Annotated in this window: 18 protein-coding genes and 1 pseudogene; 12 read left to right on the plus strand and 7 right to left on the minus strand. The window is 65.0% G+C overall.

The genetic code is table 11. The features are described from left to right. Nucleotides 1-448: hypothetical protein (locus tag FFS68_RS16875; protein ID WP_137754361.1), on the minus strand; the 448-nt coding region annotated here is incomplete at its 3' end. A gap of 39 nt (nt 449-487) precedes the next feature. Here FFS68_RS16875 and FFS68_RS16880 point away from each other — a divergent pair. After that, complete coding sequence (locus tag FFS68_RS16880) at nt 488-916, plus strand: hypothetical protein (protein ID WP_137754362.1); 429 nt, start codon at nt 488-490, stop codon at nt 914-916. A 47-nt stretch (nt 917-963) separates the two neighbouring features. Here the strand turns inward: FFS68_RS16880 and FFS68_RS16885 are convergent, their stop codons facing one another. Further along, nucleotides 964-4,242 carry a type ISP restriction/modification enzyme gene (locus tag FFS68_RS16885; protein WP_212742366.1) on the minus strand — a complete coding sequence of 1,093 codons (3,279 nt, stop codon included), beginning with the start codon at nt 4,240-4,242 and terminating at the stop codon, nt 964-966. Between the two features lie 67 nt (nt 4,243-4,309). Between FFS68_RS16885 and FFS68_RS16890 the strand changes: the two genes are divergently transcribed. The 3 genes from FFS68_RS16890 to FFS68_RS16900 all read left to right on the plus strand — a co-directional run bounded on the left by FFS68_RS16890 (nt 4,310) and on the right by FFS68_RS16900 (nt 7,694). After that, entirely contained in the window at nt 4,310-4,612 is a 303-nt protein-coding gene (locus FFS68_RS16890; RefSeq protein WP_137754363.1) for a hypothetical protein, read from the plus strand. 332 nt (nt 4,613-4,944) lie between these two features. Next, complete coding sequence (gene lepA / locus FFS68_RS16895; RefSeq protein WP_137754364.1) at nt 4,945-6,768, plus strand: translation elongation factor 4; 1,824 nt, start codon at nt 4,945-4,947, stop codon at nt 6,766-6,768. Nucleotides 6,769-6,860: 92 nt separating this feature from the next. Next, entirely contained in the window at nt 6,861-7,694 is an 834-nt protein-coding gene (locus FFS68_RS16900; RefSeq protein WP_249340215.1) for an alpha/beta hydrolase, read from the plus strand. On the opposite strand, the gene FFS68_RS16905 is transcribed toward FFS68_RS16900, so the two are convergent. Beyond that, entirely contained in the window at nt 7,681-8,034 is a 354-nt protein-coding gene (locus tag FFS68_RS16905; RefSeq protein WP_137754365.1) for a helix-turn-helix transcriptional regulator, read from the minus strand. The two genes, FFS68_RS16900 and FFS68_RS16905, sit on opposite strands and share 14 nt — an antisense overlap. Before the next feature lie 153 nt (nt 8,035-8,187). Here FFS68_RS16905 and FFS68_RS16910 point away from each other — a divergent pair, with 153 nt between their 5' ends. Continuing rightward, entirely contained in the window at nt 8,188-8,850 is a 663-nt protein-coding gene (locus FFS68_RS16910; protein WP_137754366.1) for a GNAT family N-acetyltransferase, read from the plus strand. A 224-nt stretch (nt 8,851-9,074) separates the two neighbouring features. On the opposite strand, the gene FFS68_RS16915 is transcribed toward FFS68_RS16910, so the two are convergent. The 3 genes from FFS68_RS16915 to FFS68_RS16925 form a co-directional block, all read right to left on the minus strand. After that, on the minus strand, nt 9,075-9,350 hold the full coding sequence (locus tag FFS68_RS16915) for a hypothetical protein (protein WP_137754367.1): 276 nt from the start codon (nt 9,348-9,350) through the stop codon (nt 9,075-9,077). Between the two features lie 172 nt (nt 9,351-9,522). After that, the gene (locus FFS68_RS16920) at nt 9,523-9,822 is read right to left on the minus strand and encodes a DUF1153 domain-containing protein (protein ID WP_137754368.1); all 300 of its coding nucleotides are present in this window, start codon (nt 9,820-9,822) and stop codon (nt 9,523-9,525) included. 2 nt (nt 9,823-9,824) lie between these two features. Further along, the gene (locus FFS68_RS16925) at nt 9,825-10,205 is read right to left on the minus strand and encodes a hypothetical protein (RefSeq protein WP_137754369.1); all 381 of its coding nucleotides are present in this window, start codon (nt 10,203-10,205) and stop codon (nt 9,825-9,827) included. A 147-nt stretch (nt 10,206-10,352) separates the two neighbouring features. On the opposite strand from FFS68_RS16925, the gene mnmA reads away from it, so the two are divergent. From mnmA to FFS68_RS16960, 7 genes are all read left to right on the plus strand, one after another. Further along, nucleotides 10,353-11,489, plus strand: a complete 1,137-nt coding sequence (gene mnmA / locus FFS68_RS16930) for a tRNA 2-thiouridine(34) synthase MnmA (protein ID WP_249340216.1) — start codon at nt 10,353-10,355, stop codon at nt 11,487-11,489. Between the two features lie 66 nt (nt 11,490-11,555). Beyond that, a complete protein-coding gene (locus FFS68_RS16935; protein ID WP_137754371.1) occupies nt 11,556-11,993 on the plus strand; it encodes a hypothetical protein in 438 nt (145 codons plus the stop codon). Between the two features lie 271 nt (nt 11,994-12,264). Beyond that, complete coding sequence (locus tag FFS68_RS16940; protein WP_137754372.1) at nt 12,265-12,957, plus strand: DsbA family oxidoreductase; 693 nt, start codon at nt 12,265-12,267, stop codon at nt 12,955-12,957. A gap of 72 nt (nt 12,958-13,029) precedes the next feature. Continuing rightward, nucleotides 13,030-13,341 carry a hypothetical protein gene (locus tag FFS68_RS16945; RefSeq protein ID WP_137754373.1) on the plus strand — a complete coding sequence of 104 codons (312 nt, stop codon included), beginning with the start codon at nt 13,030-13,032 and terminating at the stop codon, nt 13,339-13,341. A 162-nt stretch (nt 13,342-13,503) separates the two neighbouring features. Then, nucleotides 13,504-13,743 (plus strand): DUF2171 domain-containing protein, encoded by a 240-nt coding sequence (locus tag FFS68_RS16950; protein ID WP_137754374.1) that lies wholly within the window; start codon nt 13,504-13,506, stop codon nt 13,741-13,743. Between the two features lie 155 nt (nt 13,744-13,898). Continuing rightward, on the plus strand, nt 13,899-15,488 hold the full coding sequence (locus tag FFS68_RS16955; RefSeq protein WP_137754375.1) for a sulfatase-like hydrolase/transferase: 1,590 nt from the start codon (nt 13,899-13,901) through the stop codon (nt 15,486-15,488). Nucleotides 15,489-15,576: 88 nt separating this feature from the next. Next, a complete protein-coding gene (locus FFS68_RS16960) occupies nt 15,577-16,053 on the plus strand; it encodes a hypothetical protein (protein WP_171003935.1) in 477 nt (158 codons plus the stop codon). A gap of 33 nt (nt 16,054-16,086) precedes the next feature. On the opposite strand, the pseudogene FFS68_RS18000 reads toward FFS68_RS16960, so the two are convergent. Then, nucleotides 16,087-16,743, minus strand: a pseudogene (locus FFS68_RS18000) (hypothetical protein); the annotation flags it as partial.

Genomic DNA, 16,743 nt, shown 5'->3' on the forward strand with positions numbered 1-16,743 from the left:
CCCTGTCTCGTGGGCTCGGAGATGTGTATAAGAGCCATCGCTCGACCTCGCCGAAGTCACCGCGCGCCTCGACCAGCACGGCGTCGACCTCACCGACGAGGCCGGCATCGCCCGCTGCGCCGACCTGCTCGCTGGCCTCGCCCGCAACCGCGACTTCCTCGCCGACCACCTCATCGCCGCGCTCCGATCCGGCACGAACGACCCACAGCCCGCGAACCGCTATTCGGCGCAGGTCATCCTCCTCCACCGCAGCCCGCGCGGCTGGTACCTGCGCGCCAACATCTGGCCCGCCGCGACCGACGCCGTCTATGCCGCCAGCGGCGCCGCCGCCTTCTCCTACGGCGTCGCGCACGACCATAATTTCAGCTTCCTGACGACGGGCTATTTCGGCCCCGGCTATGTCAGCGACTATTATGAGGTCGATCCCGAAGCCGTCGACGGCCGCCACGGCGAAGCCCTGACGCTCAAATTCATCGAACGCAGCGCCTTGAGCGAAGGCAAGATGTTGCTCTACCGCGCCCACCGCGACTTCCACTGCCAGCTGCCCCCCGCCACCCTTTCGGTCAGCCTGAACATCATGGACGAGGGCGAGCATGTCCCCTGGCGCGACCAATATATCGTCGACATGGGCCGCGAAGCGGGCGAGCGCGCGGGCCAGCTCCCCACCATCGCCCGCCGCCCGACCCTGACCAGCGGCGAACTGTTCCTCCGCTGCGCCGTCCACCTGAGCGCCGAGGCGAAAGACCTCGCCGACCATATCGCCCAAACCCACCCCGTCCCGAGAGTCCGCGCCAACGCCATCGCCGCGCTGGCGGCGGTGGCAGAGGGCGAGGGCAGGGCGGCAGTGCTGGAGCGGGGGATGGCGGATAAGGACGCGCGGGTGAGGGATGATTGCAGGCGGTGGTTGGCGCTCTAGTTCCCCTCCCGCTTGCGGGAGGGGTTAGGGGAGGGAATGTCGAAACCCTAATCCACAACCTTCCCCGCCGGGATCAACGGCCCATCACAAATCCGCTGCAGCAAATCGGCCTGCTTCGGCTCCAGTTCGACCAGCATCCCCAATATGTTCAGGACGTTGATCAGCTCGCTGCTATATTCGGGCAACCAATGGTCGGGCTGAATGTCGCCCAGCGGCGAAGGCTTGCGCTTGTCACCGATCTGCGGCCGCTCGCGGTTCTTTTTGCGGTAACTGAACCATTGGCGCAGCACCTGCTTGCCCGATACTTCATATGCCCAGACTGCGGGCGGGACGCGGTCGATATAGCCGGTGCCGATCTTCAGTCGCCGCAACGCAGCGTCATAATCGATCGTATCGGGGAAATCCTCGGGCTTCGCCGAAATCGCGCCCGCCTTGGGATAATCGGGCTTGCGGTCGTCGGGCAGGCGCGGCGATCCGGCGGGCTTCCCCTCGGCAAAGCGCTCGCCAAAGCTGTGCAACCAGATCACCTCGCGCCCCAGCGTCGCCGCTTCGGCGAACAATCCGGCGTCGGCGGTCAGTGGCACGCGCAAACCGGGGCGGATCAGGTCGGCCTTGAATTTGGCGGTATAGGCCGGACTGGCCAGCAAGGCTGCGACATAGGCAAAGACATCGACCGGATCGACCGGCGCGCCAAACGCCTTCGCCAGTTCGACCAGCACGGCGGGGGCGATATTGGCCTCGGTCGCGGCGGCGTCTTTCCAGAGGGCGAAGACGCTGCCACTAAACGAACCCTTGTAGTGATGCTTGTCTGGGACAAGCGCCGTGATTGTCACTGCAGGACCAGCGGTCGGGCTGTGTGCCATCAATCCTGTAAGATAGACTTGGGATTTACTATGGGCATTCCAGATTTTTGGTCGCGGATCGCTGATGACCCGAGCGTCGGCGATCAAAAATTGGCGGTCAAACGACCGGAAGCCGTACAGGGTGAAATCCTTCTGCGGCTCGGACTCATTTATAATTTGGACGGCTCGGGTCGATTGGCTTCCGAGATATTCGTTGACGATCTTTCGAATATGTCGACCAGAAACCTCATACTCGCCGGTTTTTTTGTTTTTCCGCTGAGTAGGGTGGAACAAAAGTTCCTTTCTGGTCGGATCGGATTCTGACAATAGCTTTTCCCAGCGACGCGCTAAGGTTTCCGCGTCGGGAGCTATCACCCAAGTCCGTCCCGCAGTAACGCCCGGCCCACCATAACCGACTATCTCATCCAGTGAGGTAAAGTCGCTCCAAGAACCGGCAAACTCCGGCAGAAACGGCGCACGCCAGCCACTAGGGCAGTCGCTCCAGCCCTCACTGTCGAGTGACACGCCGGTCAGTTCCGCAAACTTATCGCCCCGCCGACCCTTGGCCAGCGCGCGAAACCTCGCTCGCGCGGGCTTCGCGGGATCATTCGCCGGAGATCGCGACGCCAGCACGATGCACACCGGATGCTGCACCCCCTGAAAGATGCGCGTTGCGACTTCGGGTTGATGGCCTTCGGGCGAACAGTCGATGATCCAGATGTCGTCACAGCTGCGGCGCAGGTCGTCGCGCATCTTCTGGAACCCGGGACCGTTCAGAAACCCCGACACGGTGATGTAGCACACCATGCCCGACAGCTCTTCATCGACCGGCGGCGTCTTGTCGCGGCCGCCCGCACCTTGTTCGAACACCTTCCACGCCGCCCAGCGCCAGAAATAGACATACAGGTTGCGCAGATGTTTGCTGTGGGTGCCGACGCCCCACGCCTTGGGCGGCTGCCAGTCGTTGAGCGGCGCCGCCATATTGCCGCTGCCGCTTTCGATCCAGCTGCCTTTGCCCTTGGCCTTTTCCTTATACGGCGGATTGCCGATCACCACCGTGATCGGCTGCGCGCGTTTGACCTCGCCCGCCAGTCGCTGCGATTTCGATATTTCGCGGTAAATGCCTTGGCCGCTCTCGAAATCCGCATGCGGATCGCTCAGCGTGTCGGTGACGAACAGCCCCGGCGAGCCGTCGGCGCCCAGATCGATCATTTCCGCCAGCAACCGCAACTGCGCCACGGCAAAGGCGCCGAATTGCAGCTCGAACCCATAAAGCCGCTTTGCTGCTTCGGTGATCGCGCCTGCCACCGCGCCTTCACCTTCATCCGCGGTGACGCTCGCGGCAATCGCGCGCAGCGTTGCGAGCAGGAAGGTGCCTGAACCCGTTGCCGGATCGGCAATATGGACCTGTGGGCTGGCCAGCCCCTGCGCCACGGCAAAGCGATCCGACGATTTCAGCGCTTCGTCGCACAATCGCACCATCGCCTGCACCACTTCGGGCGGGGTGTAATAGCTGCCGGTCAGCTTGCGCAGCTTGTTGTCGTAAACCTCGAGGAAATTTTCATAGAAATAGAGCCATGCCTCGGGATCGCCTTTGGCGATGACGCCCCAATCGACGACATCCAGCACCCGCATCATCGTGTCGAGCGCGGGACCAAGCTTCAGATCCTGTTCGGTCAACAGCCGCAGCGCCGCCCCGATCAGCGTGTTGGTCTTGCCCAGTTCCTTGGCAATATCGTCCAGCCCGTCGGCAAGCACCAGTTCCTTCGACTTGGCCATCAACAACCCGAACGTCACCGCCTGTGCATAGCCGTCGGCGAATTTTGCATCGTCGGCGTCGGGAAACAGCAACGCCTTCCAATCGTCCTTCAGCTCGGACAATTTGGCGTTCTTCACCCCTAGCTGTTCGATAACCTCGTCGCGCAGAAAGCGGCACAGACGCGCCGATATGCGCGCGAGTTCGGGGACGTTCCGTGGCGCGATCGGCTGCCACGTCAGGAAATCGTTGATCAGCGGCAGAAAACCGTCGGGTGCGCTCAGCTTGGCACCGGATTGCTCAATATCGCCGTCGAGGTGGATGATCGATCCGATCAGCGCCCCGTCGCGCCACAGCGAAAACGCATTGCCGTCGGTATAAAGCAGATTGGGCAACGCCTTCAGCTTGTCCCACTGCTCCTTGTCATGCCCCGTTTTCCATTTGCGCGGATCGGCGCCCTTGCCGGGCGCCTTGACCTCGATAAATCCGATCAGCGCCTTATGCACATTGACGGCGAAGTCGGGGCGCGTCCGCAATTCCGAAAGCGACTTTTCGCCGACCAGCACAAGACTGCCGCTGGGCAAGCCGATTTCGCTCGATAGCGCTTTGAACAACTCTTCGATCGGATTGCGCAGCTGATCCTCGGGCTGGCCGCCCTCATTCAGCTTCGCTTTCGCTGATGCGCCGAAATCGCCCACAGCTTTTTTGATGCGATCGGCTTGCGTCATCCATCCCCCTCGGTAAAAAGCTATTGGCACAGGCGCTGGCATGCGGGCAACCGCCAAAGGTTCGAATATGGCTGAAGAAATCGTCGATCTGTTTCCCGGCGCCGCGCGCCAGCTGGGCTTTGACCTCGGCGATTCGGCCAAGCCGAAATCCTATGAACCCGACCGCGACGAAGTACGGCGCGAACTGCACGACGTCCTCGCCGTGGCGAAGGCCGCGACCGACCGCTGCCCATGGGATGCGCGCACCTTTCAATATCACAAGACGGTGTTCCCGCAGATGGCGAACTGGCTGCCCGAGGACGAGCGCGATCAGCTCCGCTTCGAATTTGCCGGGGAAGTCGTGCGGATCGAACAACTGCTCGCGGCCTGACCTCTGCGCCCTCCGCGTCTCCGCCTCAAAAACCTCTTTCCTACATTATCCCGCCATGCCAGCCTCGCGCTCTGGCTCTTTGACTCGTCCGGACCCGCTACTCACCGCGCGCCCGAACATTGCGTCTGCGTGCGACTTTTGCGATCTTTCGCCCGCATGCACCGTGGGCGACGTTCGCAACCTTCGACGGCGCTGAAACGGGGCGCCATTGGGCTGAACTTCCCTGAACTTTGCCCTCGCTTTACCTCCGCCCTGACCGAAAAGCGCGCCCCGCGCGTCGCGCCATCCACTCCCTGCTGACAGCGCGGCAAACCCCTGCTAGTGCGCCCCGCATGACCACGCCCATGTCCCACATCCGTAACTTCTCCATCATCGCGCATATCGATCATGGCAAATCGACGCTCGCCGACCGGTTGATCCAGTTCACCGGCGGACTGACCGCGCGCGAAATGTCGGCGCAGGTGCTCGACAATATGGACATCGAAAAAGAGCGCGGGATCACCATCAAGGCGCAGACGGTGCGCCTGAAATATAAAGCGCATGATGGCGAGACCTATGAGCTCAACCTGATGGACACCCCGGGCCACGTCGACTTCGCCTATGAAGTGTCGCGGTCGCTGGCGGCGTGCGAGGGCGCGCTGCTGGTGGTCGACGCGGCGCAGGGGGTTGAGGCGCAGACGCTGGCCAACGTCTATCAATCGATCGAGCACGACCATGAAATCGTGCCGGTGATCAACAAGATCGACCTGCCCGCCGCCGACGTCGACAAGGTGAAGGCCGAGATCGAGGATATCATCGGGCTGCCCGCCGACAATGCCGTGCTCGCGTCGGCCAAGGCCGGGATCGGCATCGAGGAAGCGCTGGAGGCGATCGTCACCCGCATCCCGCCGCCGCAGGGCGACGCCAATGCGCCGCTGACCGCGATGCTCGTCGACAGCTGGTACGACCCCTATCTCGGCGTCGTCATCCTGATCCGCGTCATCGACGGGGTGCTGAAAAAAGGGCAGCAGATCAAGTTCATGCAGGCGGGCACCACCCACCTGATCGACCGCGTCGGCTGTTTCACCCCCAAGATCGAGCAGCTTGCCGAGCTTGGCCCCGGCGAGATCGGCTTCATCACGGCGCAGATCAAGGACGTTGCGCAGGCGCGCGTCGGCGACACCGTGACTGACGCGAAAAAGCCCGCGGCACAGGCTTTGCCTGGGTTCAAGGAAGTCCAGCCGGTCGTGTTCTGCGGCATGTTCCCGACCGACGCCAACGACTTCGAGAAATTGCGCGAGAGCATCCAGAAATTGCGCCTCAACGACGCGAGCTTTTCGTTCGAGATGGAAAGCAGCGCCGCGCTCGGCTTCGGCTTCCGCTGCGGTTTCCTTGGCCTCCTCCACCTCGAGATCATCCAGGAACGGCTGACCCGCGAATATGACCTCGACCTGATCACCACCGCCCCGTCGGTGGTGTACAAGCTGAAGCTGGGGCATACCAAAAATGAGGCGGCGAAGGAGATCGAGCTCCACAACCCCGCCGACATGCCCGACCCGAACCGCATCGACGAGATCGAGGAGCCGTGGATCGAGGCGGTGATCTACGTCCCCGACGAATATCTCGGGTCGATCCTGAAACTGTGCCAGGACCGCCGCGGGGTGCAGAAGAACCTGACCTACGTCGGCGGCCGCGCCCAGATCACTTACGAACTGCCGCTCAACGAAGTCGTGTTCGATTTCTATGACCGGCTGAAAAGCATCAGCCGCGGTTACGCCAGCTTCGACTATCACCAGATCGGGCACCGCCCCGGCGACCTGGTGAAGATGAGCATCCTCGTCAACAACGAGCCGGTCGACGCGCTGTCGATGATCGTCCACCGCGGCACCGCCGAAACCCGCGGCCGCGGCATGTGTGAGCGGCTCAAAGACCTGATCCCGCGCCACATGTTCAAGATCCCGATCCAGGCGGCGATCGGCGGCAAGGTCATCGCCCGCGAAACCATCGCCGCGCTGCGCAAGGACGTGACCGCCAAATGCTATGGCGGCGACGCGACCCGCAAGAAAAAGCTTCTGGAAAAGCAGAAAGAGGGCAAAAAGCGGATGCGCGAATATGGCAATGTGAACATCCCGCAGGAGGCATTCATCGCCGCGCTGCGGATGGGCGACGACGCCTGATCGGGTATGGAAAAAGCGCGCTTGCCGGGTTGGCGCTGATCCTGGCTGGCTGCGCCCCACCGCCGGTCGGCCGAATAGACAAGGAAACGGCGGTGCCCGACAAGCCGATCATGACCTGGCCCGACCTGCTGACCCGCGCCAAGCCCGCGCCCGATGCGACGCTGCGCTATGGCGACGACGCCTTGCAACTGGTCGATGTGTGGGTACCGAAGGGCGCTGGCCCGCACCCGGCGGTGATCATGATCCACGGCGGCTGCTGGCAGACCGCGATTGCCGAACGCGATATCATGAACTGGATCGCCGATGATCTGCGCGCGCATGGCATCGGGGTGTGGAATATCGAATATCGCGGCGTCGATCGCGGCGGCGGGATGCCGGGAACCTATGAGGATGTGGGTCGCGCCGCCGACCTGTTCACGGCCGCGGGTGCGAAGCACGGGCTGAAGGTCGATGGGGTGCGGATCGCCATCGGGCATAGCGCGGGCGGGCACCTCGCGCTGTGGCTGGCGCGGCGGCCGGGGTTGGCGGCGAGCGACGCGCTGCGCGGTGCCGATCCGATCCGCATCGACCTTGCGATCAGCCAGGGCGGGCTGCCCGATCTGCGCGCCGGGGCGGCCAGCACCGGCCATGCCTGCGGCGCCGAGGCACCGGCGGCGATGGCGCGCGGCGACTATGCCCGCACTTCGCCGCCCGAAATGCCGCTGGGCCAAGCGCGCGAGACGCAGTTCAACAACGACCGCGACCGCATTACCCCGCCTGCGACGGGCGCCGCCTACAGCGCCGCGATGGCGAAACGTGGGGTGACGGCGCCGATGGAGGTCACGCCGGGCGAAGGGCATGTCGAACTGATCACGCCTGACAGCGTCAGTTGGGGCAAGCAGCGCGCGGCGATCCTGGCCGCGCTGGGGATGCCTACATCTCGATAACGATCCGCACTTTGGACGGGTTCGTTCCGGCCGCGCGCGCGATTTCGGCGCGGGTGCGCGCCACCAGGTCGGCAAGATTCTGGCTTCCCGGCGCCCCTTCGGGACTTAACAGGTCGGCGGTGGACAGGCCCAACAGCTGCGACAAGGCCTGCAACCGCGCCGATTTTGGCCGCGACCGGTCCTGCTCCCAGTGGCAGATCGCGGTGACGCTGATCCCCAGCCGGTCGGCGACGTCGGTCTTGCTCAGTCCCTGCGTCCGCCGCAGTCGCGCCAGCCGCGCCCCGAGCGTCTCGAGCACCGGTGCCTGTTCGATCATGCTGTCGATCGGCGTGTGGATCACGAAACCTGTTACCCCTCGGACGTCGTTTGAACAGGCCGGTTATACAAGTTTACAACCGCAACCGCTTTCAACATCTCACCGATCATGCGGCGGCGCGGGCTTGAATTGCCAGCGGCGCCCGCGGCGCTTATCGTCGCCGGGCTGGAGGCGGTGATGACCACGACGGACGGGCAGGCGCCAAGGCAGGAACCGGCAAGGTTGGCGAAAGCGATCGAGGACATCGCGGTGCATAGCGCGCTGAACGACGGCACCGTGGTGTGTCTGCGCACGATCACGCCCGACGACGAGCAGTTGCTGCGTGACGGGATCGCCAAATTATCGGCGGAGTCGCGCTATTTGCGCTTTTTCTCGCCGGTGCCCGTGCTGCCGGACGCCGTGATCGAGCGGCTGGTCGACGTCGACGGCCACGACCATATTGCCTGGGGGGCGATCTGCACCGAATGCGAAGGGCAGCCAGCGATCGGCGCCGTCCATGCGGTGCGGTATCGCGGCGGCGGCCCTGCTGGCGAGTTTTCGGTCGCCGTGGTCGACGAATTTCAGGGCCAAGGGCTGGCGCGGATGATGACCGCGGCGCTGCTGGTGCACTGCCTCGCCGAGGGGATGGCGGTGCTCGATGTCCATATATTGTCGGAAAATGCCGCTGCGAAACGGTTGGTGAAGTCGCTCGATGCGGCATCGACCGGGGAGTCGGCAGGGGTGGCCGAATATCGGCTCGACGTCGCGGCGGGCATTGCCGCATTGCGCGCCGACACCGACGCGCCCGGGGTGCAGGATGTGCTGCGCGCGCTCGAAGGCGCGGGGAAAAGCTCTTCCTAGTCCTTCCCGCCGCTGGGGGTCGCTACCGGCGGCGGGAAGGTAGGCCGTGGGCGGAGCGCCGGGGCGTTATCCTTCCACTCAGCCTCGATAGCGCAGACCGGATGACAAAGTGGTGACGCGCGTCACATGGCGCCGTGAATCGCCAAAAAATATGCCGCACACGAGAAAGGGCGCCGGAACATGGTTCCGGCGCCCTTCACTCTGCCTGTTAGGGAAGGCAGCGCTTATTTCTTCTGGGTATCGCCAATGCCGGTTTCCGACGGCGCGATCTCGCCGTTGTCGTCCATCGCGTTGGCCTTTTCTTCACCCATTTCCTCGACGACGTCAGCCTTGTTTTCCATGGCTTCCTTCGCCGCGCCTTCGGGCATGGCGTCGGCCTGTTCGTCGATGACTTCGGCCTGTGCTTCGGCCTGATCTTCGACCTTGTCGGCGGCCGGGCTCTGGCAAGCGCCAAGAGCTAGGGTCGAGGTGGCGGCGAGGGTAATGAACATTTTGCGCATATTGAGTGACTCCCAAAGTTGACTCCGGGGCTTAACGCGGGGTGAACGATAGGGTTGCAACAAAAGCGTCAAAGTGCGGAAAGTCGAACGTTTTCGATGTTTTCGGTTGCGCGTAAGGCATAAAAGAGGGCGCCGAAGCGCCCTCTTTCGATGATCCTGGTCCGACCGCGGCTCAGAAGCGCTGTTGGCGCTCGTAAAGATCGCGATAGTGCTGGATGCGCGTGACGCGCAGCCCAGGCATGCCGCTGCGATCGATCGATCGCTGCCAACCGGCAAATTCCTCGAGGGTCAGGCCATAACGTTCGCACACTTCATCGACGGTCAACAGACCACCGTTGACGGCTGCGACGACCTCGGCCTTGCGGCGAACGACCCAACGGGTCGTCGACGGCGGCGGCAACGAGTCGATCGTCAGTGGTTCGCCCAAGGGGCCGATGACCTGTGCCGGCCGGATTTTCTGATTCTCGATCATATTCATTCCATGGTTTCAACGTCGGGGGGGAATTTGTCCGACGCATTCTTCTCTAAATCAGAGGGATTCAACATCGGCTGAAATCCTCTGGTAAACAGGCTGTTCATAGTTTCGGGCAGGGCGTTCGCATCGTCCGACAGGTCGAAGAAACGAACGATGCGCGGGCCATTTTGTTCCGGCGCGCGGCGCGTTCCGCCCAGCATCCGCCGCAGCCCGTTAATCGTTGCCGCGTGCTCGTGGCGAGTCGTTTGCGCGCGCAGCAGCCGGACGGTCGGCTGCGCGGCCTGCCGCGCGCTGGACACGGCCAGAACGATGTCAAAGCCGGGCTTCGACAGTCTGGCGGCGCCGGCGAGGCGCGGAAATTCGGACGGGGCGACATTCATGATGCTGGTCTAGCGCCGACCACCTAAGGTCGCGTAAATGCTCATTTCATGCCTTGTTAGCGAACCTTAACCCCCGTCAATATCTTGACAGTTGCGGCGGAAAAGCTGGTATTTTTGCCGCTGCATCCCTAGATGGCGCCCATCATGATGACGACGATTTCTGCCGCCGGGCTTGCCCAGGCCGACTTTCAGCTGGCCGCGCCGCTCAAGGATCGGCGAATCGTCGTCGCGATGTCGGGCGGAGTCGATTCGAGTGTGGTCGCCGCGCTCGCAGCACGATCGGGCGCCGAAGTGATCGGCGTGACGCTGCAACTTTACGACCATGGCGCCAAGGCCAAGCGCGTCGGCGCCTGCTGCGCCGGGCAGGATATCAAGGACGCGCGTGCGGTCGCCGACCGGCTCGGCTTCGCGCATCATGTTTACGATCATGAGAGCCGGTTTCGCGACACGGTAATCGACCAGTTCGCCGATGAATATCTGAACGGTCGCACGCCGATCCCGTGCGTGCGCTGTAACATGGGGGTGAAGTTCACCGACCTGTTTGCACTCGCCAGGGAATTGGGCGCCGATTGCCTCGCGACGGGTCATTATGTCCGGCGCGTGAAGGGGCCGAACGGTGCCGAGCTGCACCGCGCGGTCGATCCGGCGCGCGACCAGAGCTATTTTCTGTTCGCAACAACACAGGACCAGCTCGATTTTCTGCGTTTTCCACTCGGTGGGATGGAAAAGAGCCTTGTGCGTGAGATCGCGCGCGACCTCGGGCTCGGGGTTGCCGCGAAGCCCGACAGCCAGGACATCTGCTTCGTCCCCGATGGCGATTATGCCACCCTCGTTCGCAAGCTGCGGCCCGAAGCCGACGATCAGGGCGATATTGTCCATGTCGATGGCACGGTGCTGGGCGCCCATAAGGGACTGATCCATTATACGGTCGGCCAGCGGCGCGGGATCGAGATCGGCGGGCAGGCCGAGCCCCTCTATGTCGTGCGCCTCGACGCCAGCGCGAAGCAAGTGATCGTCGGGCCGCGCCGCGCGCTCGCGGTGTCGGGCGCGCGGCTGGGTGAAGCGAACTGGCTGGGCGCGGCCGACGGCCGCGAGGTGCTCGCCAAGGTGCGCAGCATGGCGCGGCCGGTGCCGGCCCGCATCGCCGGCGATCGGCTGATCTTTGCCGCCGCCGAATATGGCGTCGCGCCGGGGCAGGCGGCGGTGCTTTACGATGCCGCCGATCAAAGTCGCGTGCTCGGCGGCGGCTGGATCGAAGAGACATTTGCCGCTGACGGCGCATAAATCGGTGCAACCATTGACATTTCTGGCTGTTGGTTCAGCCTGAAGCGCAACAATGGGGAGACGATGATGACCAACTGGATTTGGCGCGGCGCGGTGCTTTTGTGGGCCGCCTTTTTCACCATCCTCGGCGTCCAGGGGGTTTTGAACCCTGCGACCTTTACCGAAACATTCGGCATCGGCATCGAAGGTGCTGCCGCGAACACCGTGCGCGCCGATCTGTCGGCCTTTTTCCTGGTAGCGGCGGTCGGTGCTGCGGTCGGTGCTCTGGTCCCCGGCTGGGCGCGTGCCTTGCTCGTGCCGGCGGCGCTTTATGGGACGGCGTTGATCGGCCGTCTGCTTGGCGCGGCAATGGGCGACTTGGTCAATGGTGCGATCGTCCAGGCAATGATCATCGAGGCGTTGACCGTTGTCCTGATGCTCGCCAGCTGGTGGGCGCTGTCGCGGCCGGTCGCTTCGCATGACCCGGCAACAACTGTCGGCGGCCCCGACAATATTGCAGGGTAATTGGTCGCCAACGATGTAGTGAAATGGCGCACTTGTTGTCTTTTTAGTCATTTTGTGAGTTACTGCGCGCCGGGTCGCTTCTTTTTCCTATGGTGGTGAGGGGGTGTATGGCAGCCGACGATGACAAGCGGGCGCGCGCCGACCGACGGTCGACTGACAGACGCGTCGCCGATGATCCCGCATATAAGGGGCCCGATCGCCGCGCCAGCGATCGGCGGACGGACAAGGATCGCCGATCGCCCGACAGAAATTGACGGGCAGGAGAGTTTCGTTGGCAGAACCAAGCGTACCGCGGCTGAGCGTCGACATCGTGTCCGATGTGATGTGTCCATGGTGCATCATCGGTTGGCTGAAATTTCAAAGCGTGATGGCGCATTTCGCAGGCCGACTGGATTTCCGCGTCCAGTGGCACCCGTTCGAGCTCAATCCCGACATGCCGCCCGAGGGCGAGGATGCGGCGGAGCATGTGATGCGCAAATATGGCATCACCGCCGAGCAGAGCCGCGCCAACAGCGGCAAGATGGCGGGGGTCGCTGCCGAACTGGGCTTTGCGTTTAACCGCGGCCCCGATTTCCGGATGCGCAACAGTTTCGACGCGCACCGCCTGCTGACCTGGGCCGGGGCGCTCGAAGAGGCCGAGCAGGCCGCCGCAACGGGCGTACAGACGGCGCTGAAGCTGGCGCTGTTTGCGGCGCATTTCACCGAAAACCGCGATGTCAGCGATCAGGCGGTGTTGGCGGATGTCGCCGCTTCGGTTGGCCTCGACCGCGCGCGCGCCACTATGGTCCTCGCGTCGGGGGAGTTCGGCGAGATGGTGCGCACTGAGCAGGCCTATTGGGCCGACCAGAATATCACCGGCGTGCCCGCGTTCATCCTCGGCGGCCGGATGCTGATCCGCGGGGCGCAGGATCCCGAGGTGTTCATTCGCGTTATCGAGAATAAGGTGCTTGCCGCTGCGGCCTAGCGGTCGTGGCCGCCACGGAACGGGCCGGCGCGGCGGGGCGTTCCTGATCGTCCCGCATCAAAGGAGCTGATCATGGCCAATAGCCCGCACAACCCCGATACCGAAGCCCCCGAAGCGATCAATCGCGAGCAGGAAGACGAAGACGCGCAGGCCCAGGCGGTTGCCGAAGCGGCGCAACGCGAACGGCCGCTGACAGAAAGCGTCAAGGTCGGCTCGGGCGAAGCCAGCGACGATGTGCAGGATTTGGTCGATCATATGAGCCAGATGGAAAAATCCGGCCAAATCGACATGGACGCCTATCGCGGCGAACGTAGCGACGACGATGAAGATGGCGAGCTTGGCCCCGGCGGCGTCGATGACGACGCGCCGCGCGGCGCGCCCTGACCATCCTGACCGATCGAGGCGGCGCGGCGAACAGCGCGGCGCTGGGAAAGCCAGCGCGGCTTTGGGGCGGCTCGTCGGAGGTGCTGGATCGAACGCCCCGATCGGGCGTATGATCGGCGTGCCTCTCGCGGCCCCTCCCGCAGCACGGCAAGGAGAATGACGATGGCTGAGCATGACCATAGCGCGATCAAGGAACATATGGACGTCATCGGCGCCGACGGCGTCCATGTCGGCACCGTCGACCATCTCGACGGCGAGCGCATCAAGCTGACCAAAAGCGACAGCGGCGATGGCAAGCATCATTATCTGCCCGCCGGGCTGGTCGCCACGGTCGAAGGCGACACGATCCGCCTGTCGGCGACCGGCGCGACCGCGGTCGATCTGTTCGAGGAAGCCGAATAGCGACACGACATAACAGAGGGCTGGCGGCGCAATCGGGCGCCCCGGCACCGAAACTGGCCCGCGTCTGCCCCCCCCTCGGCGCGGGCCATTTTCATGTCCGCAACCGGCGCGGTGCTTGGTGATTTTTCAAGGCGTTGCGGCTAAGCTGGCGCGCGATGACGATCGAGCGAGGGGATCAGGGGCCGCGGAGCATGCGCGCGGTGGCGGGGCGACTGGCCGCGGCGCTGCTGCTGTTCGCGGTCGGCTATGGCATCGCGAACCGGTTCCAGCTGATCCATGGCGTGGTTTATCGCTATGCTGCGGGCGATCCGCACGGCGCGATCGTCGCCTTTCTGTTCCTGGCGTTTCAGGCGGCGGTGCTGCTGGCGGCGCTGCTGCTGTTGCCGCGGCGCTGGGCGGGGCTGGTGCTGGCGCTCGCCGCAGCGTCGATGCTGGTCAACATCGGTTACAGCCAGATCGTGCCCGAGCTGGTCGACGGCGGTTCGCTGGCGTGGATGATCGCCGAGGTGCGCCAGCTGGGCAATGCGGCGGGCGAATTCGGCGGCGATTTTGTCCTGGTCGCGGGGCAGGTCGCGGCGGCGCTGGCGCTGTTCGTCGCGGCGCGGCGGCTGGCGCGCGGCGCCACCCTGATGCCGTGGGGCAGGGGGATCGCCGCGACGCTGGTGGTGCTGCTGGTCGCACCCAGTCCGATCTATCGCCACGCCGAGGTGTGGCCCGAGGGGGCCGAGCGCAGCCTTTATGGCCTGGGCTGGGAACTGGCGAGCGCACCGCCGCCGCCGCCGCGCGCCGCGCCCGGGCTGACCCCCGATCCGGCGGCCCCGGCGCCGCGGCATATCGTCTGGCTGATCGACGAAAGCGTCGCCGCGGCGCCGTTTCGGCGGTTGATCGGGCCGAAATTGGCGAAGGTGCCGCACAGCGATTTTGGGGTGGCGGCGGCGCTTGGGCATTGCAGCGCGCCGGCGCAGGTCGCTTTGCGATCGGGGGTGGATGTTCTGAATGTCGGGACAGCGACCGATCTGCGGCGGACGCCGTCGATCTGGGGCTATGCGAAAGCCGCGGGGTATCGGACGATCTTGATCGATGGCCAGACCGCGGGGGCGCCGCAGAACCTGTTGCTGCCGCCCGAACGCGCGCTGATCGACGACTATCGCCCGATGGTCGGCGGCATCGACGCCGATCTGACGATCGCCAGGGCGCTCAACGCGCAGCTAAAAGGCGGCGGCAAGAGCTTTGCCTATGCGGTGCTGCGCGGGGTGCATTTCCAGTATCGCGACCATTATCCCCGTGGCGCGGCGGCGGCGGACGCACCGGTCGCGGTGCAATATGCCACCGCGCTGCGCTGGTCGAAGCGGGCATTTTTCGCGCGGCTGCTGGCGGGGGTCGATCGCGACGATGTGGCGATCGTCTATACGTCGGACCATGGCCAGAACCTGACCCCCGGGGCGCTGCCGCATTGCAGCCGCGAGGCGGTGGCGGATGAGTTTCGGGTGCCGTTGCTGGCGTTCCTGCCCGAGCGCCTGGCGGCGCACTATGCCGCGGCGCCGCGCGCGGGCCATTCGGCGAGCCAGATATTGCCCGCGACGCTGATCTGGATGGGCTATGACGCGGCGGCGGTGACGGCGCGTTACGACCGCGATCTCGACCAGCCGACCGCGCGCTATGTCTGGTTCGGCCGCACCGTGATTCCGACCGGGGCCGAGCGCGATATCGATGTGACCGCGGGGCCGGGCTTTCCGGGTGACTAGCGCGGTCCGCGGCGCGTCCTGGGGTGCGGGGTGGCGCGGCGCGGCGGCGATGCCTATCTAGGCCGCAATGACAGACGGGGACCGGAATATGGTGGCGGTGGCCAGGCTGCGCGCCGCGCCGCTGGTGGGGTGGCAGGCGGGGTGCGCCGTGCTGCTCGGCGTGCTGCTCGCGCGGCTGGCATGGAGCGGCGATCCGGTCGATGCCGTCCGCTACCTGATCTTTGGCCAGCCGCTGCTGTTGCTGGCGATCGCCGGGGTGGTCAGCGTGTGGGCCTATTGGCTGGGCGCGTGGCGGCGGCGGCGCGCCTATGTGCGCCATGACGGGCGGACGCTGTATCGCGGCGGCGCCGCGTCATGGCCGCTGATCGCGATCCGCGACGTGGTGGTCGTGCGCGGCGAACTGGGCGTCAAGGCGCTGCGGCTGGTCGTCGACGACGACAGCGAGGTGACGCGCGAACTGGTCAAGCTGTACCTGCTGGCCGACCGGCCCGAGGTGGTGCGCGACGCGGTGATGTTCGCGGTGGCGCGCGCGGGGGGCGTGCAGGCGATGGGCGCGGTGCATTGAGCGGCGCGGCGCCGCCCTGACTTTATCCAAAGTTCAGTAAAGTTCAGCCTCATGATCATCGCGCGGCGGTCTGTCTGCGGATGCCGGAACCGCTTCGCCGGGGTCGTCGCGATACCAGCGCGGCAGCGCCCCGTCGCACAGATCGGCGACCTCGAGCGCCACCGCGAGATCGTCCGGCGCCATCAGCGCGGCGGGCGCGGCGGGGGGCGCGGGGTGGAGGTGGACCAGCGCCTCGGCGACCGGGGTCGCGGCGGGGGCGTGCGCCGCGCCACCCCGACGGAAGCGGTCGGGGCCATAGGCGCGGATCAGGAACATCAGCAACCGGTCGCTCTGGCGCAGGCGGCGGCCGACGCGATTGCCGTCGCGGTCGAACACCGGCTCTTCGCTGCCGACCAGCGCGCGTTCGAACGCGGCGTCGAGCAATTTCTTTGACGCCGCATCGATCGCCGCCGACCAGGCGCGATCGAACGCCTCCGCGCCCGGTGAGCGGCGCAGGCGATAGGCGGAGGATTCGGACATGCCGACGCGCTGCGCCGCGGTGGCGACCGAGCCGCTGTCGGCCAGCGCCTCGATAAAGGCGCGCTGTTTGTCGGGCGACCAGCCGTCCTTGCGGCGTTTTTTCAGCACCGGCACCCAGTCGTAAGCGGCGGGGTCGTGGCCGTGCGCGTCGAGCGCGGGGGTGGTTTCGGG

It is taken from the genome of Sphingopyxis sp. L1A2A, from assembly GCF_005502465.1.
GTDB lineage: Bacteria > Pseudomonadota > Alphaproteobacteria > Sphingomonadales > Sphingomonadaceae > Sphingopyxis.

Coding starts and splice junctions, on each gene's coding strand:
- FFS68_RS16885 (WP_212742366.1), bottom strand. CDS start 4,242: ATGACGCAAGCCGATCGCATCAAAAAAGCTGTGGGCGATTTCGGCGCA.
- FFS68_RS16890 (WP_137754363.1), top strand. CDS start 4,310: ATGGCTGAAGAAATCGTCGATCTGTTTCCCGGCGCCGCGCGCCAGCTG.
- lepA (WP_137754364.1), top strand. CDS start 4,945: ATGACCACGCCCATGTCCCACATCCGTAACTTCTCCATCATCGCGCAT.
- FFS68_RS16910 (WP_137754366.1), top strand. CDS start 8,188: ATGACCACGACGGACGGGCAGGCGCCAAGGCAGGAACCGGCAAGGTTG.
- FFS68_RS16915 (WP_137754367.1), bottom strand. CDS start 9,350: ATGCGCAAAATGTTCATTACCCTCGCCGCCACCTCGACCCTAGCTCTT.
- FFS68_RS16920 (WP_137754368.1), bottom strand. CDS start 9,822: ATGATCGAGAATCAGAAAATCCGGCCGGCACAGGTCATCGGCCCCTTG.
- FFS68_RS16925 (WP_137754369.1), bottom strand. CDS start 10,205: ATGAATGTCGCCCCGTCCGAATTTCCGCGCCTCGCCGGCGCCGCCAGA.
- mnmA (WP_249340216.1), top strand. CDS start 10,353: ATGACGACGATTTCTGCCGCCGGGCTTGCCCAGGCCGACTTTCAGCTG.
- FFS68_RS16935 (WP_137754371.1), top strand. CDS start 11,556: ATGACCAACTGGATTTGGCGCGGCGCGGTGCTTTTGTGGGCCGCCTTT.
- FFS68_RS16945 (WP_137754373.1), top strand. CDS start 13,030: ATGGCCAATAGCCCGCACAACCCCGATACCGAAGCCCCCGAAGCGATC.
- FFS68_RS16950 (WP_137754374.1), top strand. CDS start 13,504: ATGGCTGAGCATGACCATAGCGCGATCAAGGAACATATGGACGTCATC.
- FFS68_RS16955 (WP_137754375.1), top strand. CDS start 13,899: ATGACGATCGAGCGAGGGGATCAGGGGCCGCGGAGCATGCGCGCGGTG.
- FFS68_RS16960 (WP_171003935.1), top strand. CDS start 15,577: ATGGTGGCGGTGGCCAGGCTGCGCGCCGCGCCGCTGGTGGGGTGGCAG.